This is a genomic window from Butyrivibrio sp. MC2021 (assembly GCF_000621605.1).
Lineage (GTDB): Bacteria > Bacillota > Clostridia > Lachnospirales > Lachnospiraceae > Butyrivibrio.
In genome coordinates this window covers 1,369,370-1,381,134 of sequence record NZ_JHXX01000001.1, presented here as the reverse complement: position 1 = coordinate 1,381,134, position 11,765 = coordinate 1,369,370, and the positions used below count along the sequence as shown (strand labels likewise).

The 11,765-nt window shown below is 47.3% G+C and carries 8 protein-coding genes; 6 read left to right on the top strand and 2 right to left on the bottom strand.

The genetic code is table 11. The features are described from left to right. Positions 1-155 precede the first annotated feature (155 nt). From T359_RS19485 to T359_RS19480, 3 genes are read left to right on the top strand one after another with little or no spacing between them, the layout of a single operon-like run. Positions 156-863, top strand: a complete 708-nt coding sequence (locus T359_RS19485; RefSeq protein WP_051544988.1) for a LytR/AlgR family response regulator transcription factor — start codon at positions 156-158, stop codon at positions 861-863. Continuing rightward, positions 860-2,107 (top strand): ATP-binding protein, encoded by a 1,248-nt coding sequence (locus tag T359_RS0105795; RefSeq protein ID WP_026516648.1) that lies wholly within the window; start codon positions 860-862, stop codon positions 2,105-2,107. Before T359_RS19485 ends, T359_RS0105795 begins: the two co-directional genes overlap by 4 nt. Before the next feature lie 21 nt (positions 2,108-2,128). Further along, positions 2,129-4,249, top strand: coding sequence for a glycoside hydrolase family 95 protein (locus T359_RS19480; protein ID WP_051544987.1), 2,121 nt, complete (start codon positions 2,129-2,131; stop codon positions 4,247-4,249). On the opposite strand, the gene T359_RS0105785 is transcribed toward T359_RS19480, so the two are convergent. Both T359_RS0105785 and T359_RS0105780 read right to left on the bottom strand, forming a co-directional pair. After that, positions 4,246-5,274 carry a glycosyltransferase family 2 protein gene (locus T359_RS0105785; protein WP_026516647.1) on the bottom strand — a complete coding sequence of 343 codons (1,029 nt, stop codon included), beginning with the start codon at positions 5,272-5,274 and terminating at the stop codon, positions 4,246-4,248. The genes T359_RS19480 and T359_RS0105785 overlap by 4 nt on opposite strands. A gap of 138 nt (positions 5,275-5,412) precedes the next feature. Continuing rightward, positions 5,413-8,790, bottom strand: coding sequence for a leucine-rich repeat protein (locus T359_RS0105780; RefSeq protein ID WP_026516646.1), 3,378 nt, complete (start codon positions 8,788-8,790; stop codon positions 5,413-5,415). Positions 8,791-8,969: 179 nt separating this feature from the next. Between T359_RS0105780 and T359_RS0105775 the strand changes: the two genes are divergently transcribed. The 3 genes from T359_RS0105775 (at position 8,970) to buk (ending at position 11,596) form a co-directional block, all read left to right on the top strand. Then, on the top strand, positions 8,970-9,476 hold the full coding sequence (locus T359_RS0105775; RefSeq protein ID WP_035783578.1) for an acyl-CoA thioesterase: 507 nt from the start codon (positions 8,970-8,972) through the stop codon (positions 9,474-9,476). Positions 9,477-9,591: 115 nt separating this feature from the next. Beyond that, positions 9,592-10,512, top strand: a complete 921-nt coding sequence (gene ptb, locus T359_RS0105770) for a phosphate butyryltransferase (protein ID WP_026516644.1) — start codon at positions 9,592-9,594, stop codon at positions 10,510-10,512. A 19-nt stretch (positions 10,513-10,531) separates the two neighbouring features. Next, positions 10,532-11,596, top strand: a complete 1,065-nt coding sequence (gene buk / locus T359_RS0105765; RefSeq protein ID WP_035783576.1) for a butyrate kinase — start codon at positions 10,532-10,534, stop codon at positions 11,594-11,596. The last annotated feature ends 169 nt before the right edge of the window (positions 11,597-11,765 follow it).

Genomic DNA, 11,765 nt, shown 5'->3' with positions numbered 1-11,765 from the left:
ACAGCCGTAAAAGTGATTTCAACAATTTGTCCTATCCTGTCATTCAGATGACCTCTTTTGTAAAAACGAAATTTTTTTACATGATATAATGTAAACATACGATTGAAAAAACACTTACAAGTGACGCCAAATCCAGACGGCATCCGGAGGAAAGCATGATCGAGATAGCCCTCATCGAAAACGACAAGGAAGATGAAGACCGTTTTAACAAAATAGTGAATGATTACTTTCACTCCATAAATGAAGCCTGCAACATCACTGTCTACGGCAGCAGTGAGGACTTTCTTACGGCCTACAACGGGCAGTTTCAGATAGTCTTTATGGACATCGAGCTGCCGGGGATGAACGGCATGGATGCGGCAAAAAAGCTCAGGGAAAAGGACGGAAGCGTTCTTCTTATTTTCCTTACAAACCTTGCCCACTACGCCATCGCTGGCTATGAGGTAAACGCCGCGGATTATATCCTAAAGCCCCTTAAGGCCGATGCCTTCAGGCTGAAGATCCCTAAGGTCCTTGCCATTATCAAGCAGAACCATCAGAAGAAATTGACGGTGATGACCAAGGGGGACGTCCATACTTTTACAACGGACGACCTGTACTACGTGGAGGTCTTATCCCACAGGCTCTACTACCACACGAAGAAGGGCGTCTTTGACGTTCGCGGAACCATCTCCGATGCGGAGGGAGAGCTTTTTAACTACGACTTCAGGCGCTGCAACAACAGCCTTCTTGTGAATCTCAAGCACGTTTCCAGCATCGAGGGAAACAACGCCAAGGTGGGACCGGATCTTCTTCCCATCTCAAGACCCAAGAAGAAAACCTTTGTCAATGAACTTACGAATTACCTGGGAGGTCAGCTATGATTCAGTTTAATTTAGCCCCCTTTATTGTGCTTATAGAGCTTATGGCCGCGGAAGGCACACTGCTTTTTTATCAGGAAAAAAGAAAGTATTTCCCCTTAAGGATTCTGATAAGCCTTATTCCGCTGGCTATTCTTAATTTGTGCTGGGGATTCTTTTCTCCAACCTTTGATAACCTGGCCTATGCCCTGCAGTTTATGCTGACGGTTTTCGGCATATGTTTCTGCTACAAACTGAAATTCCTGTCGGCACTGTACTGGGGCACCGCGGGACTTACCATTCAGCACTTTGTTTTTTCCCTGACCAGTCTTATAGGAATGGCTGTTCCGAAGTTCTATGATTCGCTGATTTTCCTGGCGGTGATGCTGATAATCGTGCTTGTTTTTGAGTTTGTGTTTATCACAAGGCGCCTGGGGCAGGACTTTGAGCTTAAGGAAAACCATGTAAAGCTCACGGTGATATCCCTTATCGCCATGATGACCGCCACTTTCCTTAACTCCTACAGAATGAACTATCTGGCGGATACGAATCTGATTCTTATAACTTCAATATATTCGGTGATATGCTGTCTGCTGGCTCTGACACTGCAGCTTGGACTTTTCCAGAAGACTCAGATGGAGCAGGAGGTGCAGGTGCTGGAGCAGATCATCGCCAACGACAAACAGCACTACGACAGTGCCATGCAGAACATGGAGATGCTGAATATGTACTGTCACGACCTTAAGTATTTCCTTCGAAGGAACGCGGATGAGGTGGGAACCTATCAGCAGCAGGCGGAGAAGTTCCTGGCGGTGTTTGATGCGGAGATATCCACCTGCAACCACGCCCTGGACATTGCCCTTTCCGAGAAGTCCCTGTACTGCGCCAACAACGACATCATGTTTACCTGCATGGCGGACGGGCAGCTTTTGGATTACATGGACACCGCGGATATTTACTCCCTTTTTGGCAATCTCTTGTCTAATGCCATTGAGGCTGTTTCAGCTCTTTCCGAGAAGGAGAAAAGGATGATCTCCCTGACCGTAAGGCGCAGAAACGACTTTGTGCACATCCTTACGGAGAACTACTACGACAAGGACCTTTCCTTCCACAACGGACTTCCCGAGACCACAAAAGATGATTCCCCTCTTCACGGATATGGGTTAAAGAGTATAAGATATCTTACAGAGAAGTATCACGGAAATATGACTGTGACGGCGGAGGACGGAATTTTCCATGTGAATATCCTTCTGCCCATCAGTAATTAAGCATACAAGGATGGACTTGAGATGGAGATATGGTATGAAAAGCCTGCGGGAAAGTGGGAAGAGGCCCTGCCTATAGGCAACGGAAGACTGGGGGCCATGGTTTCTGGAAAAACAGACAGTGAGATCATCTGGCTCAACGAGGACAGTATCTGGAGCGGCAAGCCCCTTAACAGGATAAATCCCGACGCAAAGAAGTATCTGGGAAAGATAAGAACCCTTTTGAGAAAGGGAAAAATAGGAGAGGCTGAAAGGTTGTCACTGATGGCTCTTTCCGGCACTCCTAATTCCGAGAGGTCCTATGAGACCGCAGGGGAGCTGTTTATAAATTTTGATAATGCCGGTAAGACTACGAGCTACAGACGAGGACTGGACCTGGACAGCGGTATAGCTTACTCGGAGTACGAGGCAGCAGGCACTGTTTACAAGAGAGAAATGCTGTCCTCATACAAGGATCAGGTCATGGCTCTTCATATGACCGCAGAGGGAAAAGAGAAACTTGGCTTTTCCATGAGGCTTGGAAGATGCCACAACAACACTGATGAAGTCTGGGCCCAGGGTAACAGACTCGGTTTCTACTGCGACGGCGGAGAAGGGATCTCTTTTGCCGTGGTATCGCAGATTGAGACCGATGGCTCTGTGGAAAGAATCGGAGAGCATCTGGTTATAGAAGGGGCCTACGAGGCCACAATTTACCTTGCTATAGAGACGAGCTTCAGGAATGAGGACTATAAGACAGCCGCAGCAGAGAGGCTGGAAAAGGCAGCAGCCAAGGGCTGGAAGGATATCCGCAAGGACCATCTTGAGGACTTCGAGAGCTTTATGAAAAGAGTAAGGTTGGAGCTTGGGGAGGAGAAAGATATTCCCACGGACAAAAGGCTGGCAGCCCTTCGGAAGGGTAAGAGCGACCCTTCTCTTTTTGCGCTGTATTTTCAGTACGGAAGATATCTTCTTTTATCATCCAGCAGGGGCGAGAGCCTTCCTGCCAATCTTCAGGGCATATGGAACAATTCCCTTACTCCGCCCTGGGACAGCAAATTTACCATAAACATAAATACAGAGATGAACTACTGGATGGCGGAGACGGGAAATCTGTCGGAGTGCCATCTGCCATATTTTGAGTTCCTTAAAAGGGTATGTGAAAACGGCAGAAAGACTGCCTTGGAGATGTACGGCTGCAGAGGATCCGTTGCCCACCACAACAGCGATATCTATGCTGACACGGCCCCACAGGATCACTATATCCCCGCCAGCTTCTGGGTTATGGGAGAGGCCTGGCTGTCCACACATATCTGGCAGCATTACCTGTATACGGAGGATAAGGAGTTTCTTTCCGAGTATTTTGAGGTGCTGCAGGCATCGGTGGACTTCTTTAAGGATTTCCTGATAGAAGGGGAGGATGGCTGCCTTGTGACAAGTCCCTCTGTTTCTCCGGAGAATACCTATATCATGAAGGACGGCACCAGGGGCTGCATGTGCGAAGGTCCCGCCATGGATGTGGAGATCCTTTTGGAACTGTTCGACGGCTACGAAGGAGCCTGCAGGGCTCTTGGTAAGGATGAGAGCCTCATTGAGGAAGTTCAGAAAATAAGAGACAGACTTCCAAAGCTTGGCATCGGAAAGCACGGCCAGCTCATGGAATGGGCAAAGGACTACGATGAGCAGGAACCGGGCCACAGGCATATATCACACCTCTACGGCGTTTATCCGGGACACTGCATATCAGCAAAAAAGACCCCTGAGCTTATGAAAGCTTCTGAGGTCACCTTAAAAAGAAGACTTTCCCACGGCGGAGGCCACACGGGCTGGTCCAGAGCCTGGATCACCTGCCTGTGGACTCAGTTTGGCAACGGGGAAAAGGTATATGAAAATCTGAAGGCCCTTCTGTGCGAGGGAACCTTTGACAATCTGATGGACAATCATCCCTACGGACCGGGAGCGGTGTTCCAGATAGACGGAAACTTCGGGACGGCAGCAGCCATGATAGAAATGCTGGTGTCCTGGGCGGAGGGTGAGCTGAAGCTCCTTCCCGCACTGCCCAAGGAATTCGGCACCGGCTTCGTGGACGGCATTCGCCTTCCCGGCAACAAGACCCTGAGGATGCGCTGGGATAAGGGGAAAGTCACGGAATGTGAAGTCTTTTAATTGGTCTTTCTGTCGTAGGCGTTGATGATTCCTTTGATAATAAGTATCACCACAGGATTTGGGTGCTTAATGCAGAAGTACAGCAGCTTATTGGCTGTTCCGCTGATGGCAACAGGGGTGTTATCAATCTTTGCTTTGATATCATCCCTGAGGAAAATGCCACGAACTCTTTTCACAACGCCCTTTTCCGGGCAGCGCAGCTCGTTCTTAAGGACATGGTGGAGGATAATGATAAACTCCCTGTCCATCTGCTCTTCGCCGTTGGAGATGTTCTTTGCTCTGAATATCTCACGGAAAGTCTTATCTGTAAGCTCCAGATTTGAAAGCAGCTTGGAATTGTAGCTGTGAACAATGGAGCTTGCCACCAATCTGTAATGGTAAAAATATCCGTCTTTTACGATAACAAGTCTTTTGCAGTCAAGAAGGCAGGGAAGGGTGATATTCACATCTTCGCTCATGGAAATGCCCATGTTGCAGTATTGAATATTGTCCAGCACCAGCTTTTTTGAAATGAGCTTCATGCAGCGGGACATGGTGACAGGTCTCTGCTCCTGGCCAAGAAGCCTTCTTCTGACTGAGTCCAGCTCCTTACCTGTATATACCCCTGGAACAAGTCCCTGGGTTTCCTTGCGGCGCTCGCCGGCTTTTTCAACGATGTAATTACTGGAGATGATCTCGCAGTCACTGTGCTTGGCGGAAACATGTCCGTAGAGTGACTCTATCATGTCCGTATCAACCCAGTCGTCGCTGTCGATATAGGAGACGTAGTCTGTGGCAGCTTCCCTGGTGCCTGCGATCCAGGCAGACATAAGACCGCCGTTAACTTTATGGATAACTCTGACTCTTTTGTCGGCGGCAGCGTAATCATCGCACATTTTGGGGCTGATGCCATCTGTGGAGCCGTCGTCCACAAGAATTATCTCTATATCGGAAAAAGTCTGTCCCAGGACAGATTTCATACATTCATCAAGATATTTGGCGGTATTGTATACCGGAATTATTATGCTTACCTTAGGCATGCTCATGGGTACCTCTTTTACTGATTAATTCTATGTTTCAGTTTAGCATAAATGATTGGATGAGGCTAGGGACAGTAATTCCCCCACACGGGGGAGAAAAATATCCCGGCACTCATAGCTTGGGCTGAGAGTGCCGGGATATTTTTATGCCTGCTTATATTTAGCTTTGAAATGAATCTTTCCTTTGCCGCCCTTTTGAATGGTGGCTGTTGTTCCGTCAAGCTTTACTGAAGAAGCGCCGGGGCCGCTTACCTCCCAGCCAACGAACTTATAACCCTTCTTCTTGGGAGCTGCAATCTTTACAGCCTTGGCTCCGGTGTAGGAGTAAACAGGGCTCTTAAGAGTTCCACCGCCAAGATCATAGGTGATATGATAGTTGGCGTTCTTGCCCCACTGAGCATAGAGTTCGATGGTGACGGTGCCCTGGCTGTCGCCGGTAGAAAGCTTGCTATAGCTCTTGGCTATTGTATATTTCTTGCCCTTACCATTAGCCTTGGTAGTAAAGGAAGAAATCTTCTCTGTCTCTGATGTTCCGCATTTGTTCTTAAGAAGCGCTGCCATATCAAACATACTTACAACGTCTTCGTAGTAAATAATTCCTGATGTACAGGTCTTATCCTGAGCGCCCTTCTTGTTCTCGTGAATGATGAGCTTATAGCCATTCATCTTCCAGGTAGCCTTCAGCACCACATCGCCGTAATTACCCTTTCCACCTGCAATGGTTCCGCCTGCTGCCACATTGGTCTTGCCGGTGCTGCTTACTACCATCCAACCGGTGAAGGTATATCCGGTCTTAGTTGGAGTTGGAAGAACTGCATCCTGATCCATTGTGTAGGAAGCAGGTGTTTTCTTCTTAAGAGTGCCGCCATCAAGCTGATAAGTGATCTTGTATTTCACCGGTGTCCACTGGGCATAAAGTACTGCGCTATCTGGATTCTCAGGATTGAATACTGTTTTGCCGCCGGTAACCTTGCTGCCGCCCTGCGGAAGTGTATACCAACCGGCGAACTTGTAACCATTACGGCTTGCTGTTGAAAGGTTCTTGGGATACTTGGCTCCATACTTAATCTGGAACTGAGTATCACCTGCGATATATGCTCCGTTGCCGTTACCGTTATATTTTACTGTGTAGGTGCCGGCTTCCCACTTAGCATAAAAGGTGAGCTTATTGCCCTTAGAGGTATCTACATTGTCTGCGCTCTTTTTATAAGCTGCATCCAAAAACCATCCCTTGAAGCTGTATCCGGTCCTTGTAGGAGCGTAAAGAGTGATGTAATCACCCTTTTCATACATTGTAGGGTTCTTGGGGTTATTGGTTCCGCCTCCCAATACGTAAGCAATTTCATAGGCTGCTGAGATTACGAAATTGAAGGTCTCAGCGTTCTTTTTAACCCATTCGTAAGCATAGGTTCCTGCCTTAACAAAGAACCTGATCTGTCCTGCGCCGCCTGTCTTGAAAGCGTAATAACCGATCTCCTTAACAGAAGCAGGAAGTGTTACCCTGGAAAGGTACTTGCAATCTTCAAATGCACAGTTCTCGATGGTAGTAACCTTGGATGGAATAACTATCTCGCTGATCCTCGTATTGGCAAAAGCATAGCTTCCGATCTCCAACAGGCTGTCAGGTAAAGCCACGTAGTCAAGAGGTGCGTTCTGGAATGCGTGACTTCCGATCTTGGTGAGCTTGGAGCCCTTCTCAAATTTGATCTCACTGAGTCCCCTTTCGCCGTTTCCATGAGCCCAGAAAGCATTGTTACCGATGGAGGTAACGGATGCGGGGATGGTAATGGTGCAATTTACGAAGCTGGCTGAATAGAACATATCATTGGGAATCATGGTCATTCCCTTGGGAAGGTTAACCTCACTGACCATGCAGTCCTCAAAGATTCCGGTTCCCACGTCTGTAAGATATGTGGAATTAATTGTAACCTTCTCAAGTAATTTACAATCATGGAAAACGTAATAATCCATCTTTGAAACCTTTGAAGGAATGGTTATCTCTGAGATCCTGGTGCCCTGGAAAGCGCAGGCGCCGATGATCTTCAGGCCTTCAGGAAGCCTCAGTTTTTCAATATGTGTATACTCGAAGGCTGCTGCCCCGATCTCCGAAAGAACAGAGCCCTCTTCAAACTTAAGCTCTGATATTCCCTTGGCATCGCTGTCATTGATGCTGGCAGCAAATGCGTGGCTTCCGATGGTGGTTACCGTCTTGGGAATTGTTATGCTGCAACCGCTGAAATTAGCATGGTAAAACATATATTCCGGAATAAGCTTCATTCCCTCCGGAAGCTCAACCTTGCTAAGGGAGCAGCCGTAGAAGATCTGCATTCCTGTTTTGGAAAGGGTCTTGGGCTTTATCACGACCTTCGAAAGGCTCTTATTGTATTTAAATGCAAAGTCTCCGATGATGCTGACATTCTCCGGGATTGTGATCTCAGTAAGTCTGCAATAGCCGAAGGCATCACTACCGATTTCCTTCAATGATGAAGGTAAAGTAATCTTATCAAGGTGTGTCTTGTAAAAGGCTGTTCTGCCGATGCTTGTGAGATTGGATCCGGATTCAAAGGTGACATTAAAACTTCCCTTTGAATTGTCATCTGCGTAAAAAGCCCTTGTTCCGATGGTCTTAACGGATGCAGGGATCACAATGCTGCAATCAGAGAATGTAGCTCCGTCAAAAAGGCTGTCAGGAATACTTACCATATCCTTAGGGAAAGTAATCTTTCTGATGGCACAGCTGCAGAATGCTGCGTAGCCTGCTGACACGATACTCTTGGACTCGATGGCGACCTCAGAGAGCTGCTTATTGCCGTAAAAAGCATGTCCTTCAATGGTAGCAACCTTGGATGGAATTGTTACCTTGCTGATATTACAGCAATAAAAGGCGCTCTGCTGTATCTCCCTTAATGAATTCGGGAGGTTGACCGTTGTCAGAGCCGTTTCTGCAAAAGCAGATCTGCCGATGACGGTGATGGTGTTGCAAAAAACTACTTCCTTAAGATTGGTACATTCATAAAATGCATAGTTGCCAATGGCTGTTACAGAGCCGGAAAAAACAACCTTCTTAATGGAAGTTCTGTTGGCTTCCCAGGGTGTGTCGTGGTAGCCGTAGTCAGGCATGATGCCGCTGCCCTTGATGGTAAGGACGCCGCCATTGTAGTCCCAGGACATGTTGGCGGTAAGAGAGCCGCCAAGAAGCTCTGCTTCATCGCCGAGGTCTTCTTCCATATCTACAGCTTCATCACTGCTGTCGTTGGCGCTGATGTCCACAGATTCACCGGGTTCCTCCACATCAACTGTATCTTCCACAGTGATGTCCTCAGCATCTTTAATTTCCTGTTCCTCTTCTTCAATGGAAATTTCATCGGATAAAGAATTATCCTCTGATGAGACCGCCACCTCGTCGGCAATCTCAATAGACGAGCCTGTATTTTCAGCTGCCATGCTGACAAAGCCGCTCTGCACAGCTAGATTAACTGCCAGCACAAGCCCCAGGCTCCTGTAAATCATACTTTTTTTCATACTGCCTTAATCCTCCGAGTTATTTTTCCCCATAGTGCAACCATAGAAAACAGCAGCACTAGTATGAATTCTACTTCCTGGCCCTCGGAATTTCAAGGCTTTATATGATCCTTTCAGTGGCACTTGGGATGATTATAGGGTAAAATAGGTAGTATAATAATCTCCTAGGAGGTGAAGGAATGGGCAAGGTTTTTCATGTAGATAAGCAGATTGCCAACAAGAATGTTGAAGACTCCATTACCGAGTGGACCAAGGTAGTTAAGTATGATGAGATCAATGCTCAGAACAGACTCTTTGGCGGACAGCTCATGGCCTGGATCGATGAGGTGGCAGGCACCGTTGCCGTAAGACATTCGGGTAACCCCATTGCCACAGCTGCTGTGGACAACATGCAGTTCAAGCAGGGGGCGGTTCTCGGGGACGTTCTTGTTATTATCGGAAAAATTACATATGTTGGAAAGACTTCCATGGAAGTCAGAGTAGATACTTACGTAGAGGATATCAGAACAGGCATGAGACATGTTCTGAACAGGGCATATCTCACAGAGGTTTGCATAGATGATGACGGAACTCCCGTTACCGTTCCCTACGGCCTCAATATTCGCACAGAGAGTGAAAAGGCTGAGTGGGAGGGCGCCATCAGGAGAAGAGAGCTGCGCCGTCAGCGTCGAATGGAAGGTTTCTAAAGATTATATAAGGGTCATAGCTTAAGGCTATGGCCCTTTTTACTTGCGTACTGAAATGCAAAGTGTTAAAATTTTGTCATATGGCGTTGTACTATTAAAAACGGAGGTTATATAGATGAGTAAGAACTTTGATGACATTCTGGCTAAATTAAAGACAGCCGACACCAAGAAGATGTCAGTTGCTGTAGCCCAGGACACACACGTACTTGAGGCTGTTAAGGTTGCCAAGGAGAGAGGAATCGTAGATCCTATCCTCGTTGGTGACAAGGACAAGATCGTAGAGATCATGGGTCAGTATTCCATGAATCCTGCCGACTATGAGATCATTGATGTGAAGGATACCGTTGAGGCAGCCCGCACAGCAGTTTCTCTTGTTTCCAGCGGCAAGGCTGACATTTATATGAAGGGTGCCCTTGAGACCAAGGACTTCCTTAAGAGCGTACTTGATAAGGAAGTAGGACTTCGTACAGGTCGTCCTCTTTCACACGTATGCGTATTTGAAATTCCCGGCATTGATCGTCTTTTATTCCTTACAGACGTTGCTTTCATGCCATATCCCACCCTTGAGGATAAGAAAGTCATCATCGAATATACAGTTGATGTTGCAAGAGCCTGCGGCGTAGAGTGCCCTAAGGTAGCTCCTCTTGCAGCTGTTGAGGTTGTTAACCCCAAGATGCCTGTTACCGTTGAGGCAGCAGAGCTCACCAAGATGAATGAGGCCGGCGAGATCAAGAACTGCATCGTTGACGGACCTCTTTCCATGGACCTTGCTATCGATCCTGAGGCTGCTAAGCACAAGGCAGGCGCCCTTGACCGTAAGATCGTCGGTGATGCCGACATCCTTCTTTTCCCTGATATCCACGCAGGAAACCTTACCTACAAGACCATCGTTCGTCTTGCCAAGGTTAAGAACGGTAACATCCTTACAGGAACCAAGGCTCCCGTTATCCTTACTTCAAGATCAGATTCTGTTGATGTAAAGGTTAATTCCATCGCCCTGGCTGCAGTTGTAGCTTCTATGAATGAGAATGCCTGATTAGAAAAGGAGAATTGTGATGATAAAAAGTTTGATCATTAATCCCGGTTCAACATCTACCAAGGTTGGTATTTTTGAGGATGAGACTCTTGTAAAAGAGGAGACCTTAAGACACAGCACAGAAGAAATCGAATCCTATGCGTCAATCATTGATCAGAAGGATTTCCGTAAGAACATTATTCTTGATTTCCTTAAGAAAGAGAACATCGATATCAAGTCCTTTAACGTAATCGTAGGAAGAGGCGGACTTCTTCGTCCCATTCCCGGCGGCACATACGAGTGCACAGATGCACTTTTAGAGGACCTCAGAAAGGGCGTTCAGGGACAGCACGCATCTAACCTGGGCGGTATCCTTGCAAGAGAGATCGGTGATGAGATCGGCGTTCCTTCATACATCGTTGACCCTGTAGTAGTTGACGAGATGGAGCCCGTAGCCCGTATTTCAGGTGTGCCTGAGATCGAGCGTGTTTCCATCGACCATCCTCTTAACCAGAAGGCTGTTGCAAGACGTTATGCCAAGGAAATCGGCAAGAAATATGATGAGATCAGCGTAATCGTTGTTCACATGGGCGGCGGCACATCCACAGGCGTTCACAAGAACGGCAAGATGGTTGACGTTTATGCAGCTCTTAACGGCGACGGTGCATTCTCTCCCGAGAGAGCCAACGGAATTCCTGCCAAGGCTCTTGTAGATATGTGCTTCTCAGGCAAGTACACCTACGATGAGATGAAAAAGAAGATCGTTGGCTACGGCGGACTTAACGCTTATCTTGGAACCAACGACATGAGAGAAGTAAACAAGATGTGTGAGGAAGGCAACGAGAAAGCAATTCTTGTTCGTGAAGCTTTCATCTACCAGATCTGCAAGAACATCGGCGCCTGCGCTACAGTTCTTAAGGGTAAGGTAGACCAGATCATCCTCACAGGCGGTATCGCATACGGTCAGGTTATCACAGACGCCATCAAAGAGCGCGTTGACTGGATCTGCCCCGTTACCGTATATCCCGGCGAAGACGAGCTCCTTGCTCTCGCCCAGGGCGCAATCCGTGTTATGACCGGAGAAGAGAAGGCACAGACATATTAATGATATAAGTTCATAAATAAAGAAGGGAAAACATGCTTGCATGTTTTCCCTTCTGTTATTTCATGAACCGAACAAGAATGAGGAAAAAAGACATGCGAATGAAATGAGCATGGCGATTTCCGAATTCTTGTAGGATTGCGACAGTTTCGAAGAAACGAAGCAATCCGTA

What these genes read in the sequence shown, in the direction of transcription:
- T359_RS19485 (WP_051544988.1), top strand. Translation starts at nt 156, where the DNA reads ATGATCGAGATAGCCCTCATCGAAAACGACAAGGAAGATGAAGACCGT.
- T359_RS0105795 (WP_026516648.1), top strand. Translation starts at nt 860, where the DNA reads ATGATTCAGTTTAATTTAGCCCCCTTTATTGTGCTTATAGAGCTTATG.
- T359_RS19480 (WP_051544987.1), top strand. Translation starts at nt 2,129, where the DNA reads ATGGAGATATGGTATGAAAAGCCTGCGGGAAAGTGGGAAGAGGCCCTG.
- T359_RS0105785 (WP_026516647.1), bottom strand. Translation starts at nt 5,274, where the DNA reads ATGAGCATGCCTAAGGTAAGCATAATAATTCCGGTATACAATACCGCC.
- buk (WP_035783576.1), top strand. Translation starts at nt 10,532, where the DNA reads ATGATAAAAAGTTTGATCATTAATCCCGGTTCAACATCTACCAAGGTT.
- T359_RS0105775 (WP_035783578.1), top strand. Translation starts at nt 8,970, where the DNA reads ATGGGCAAGGTTTTTCATGTAGATAAGCAGATTGCCAACAAGAATGTT.
- T359_RS0105780 (WP_026516646.1), bottom strand. Translation starts at nt 8,790, where the DNA reads ATGAAAAAAAGTATGATTTACAGGAGCCTGGGGCTTGTGCTGGCAGTT.
- ptb (WP_026516644.1), top strand. Translation starts at nt 9,592, where the DNA reads ATGAGTAAGAACTTTGATGACATTCTGGCTAAATTAAAGACAGCCGAC.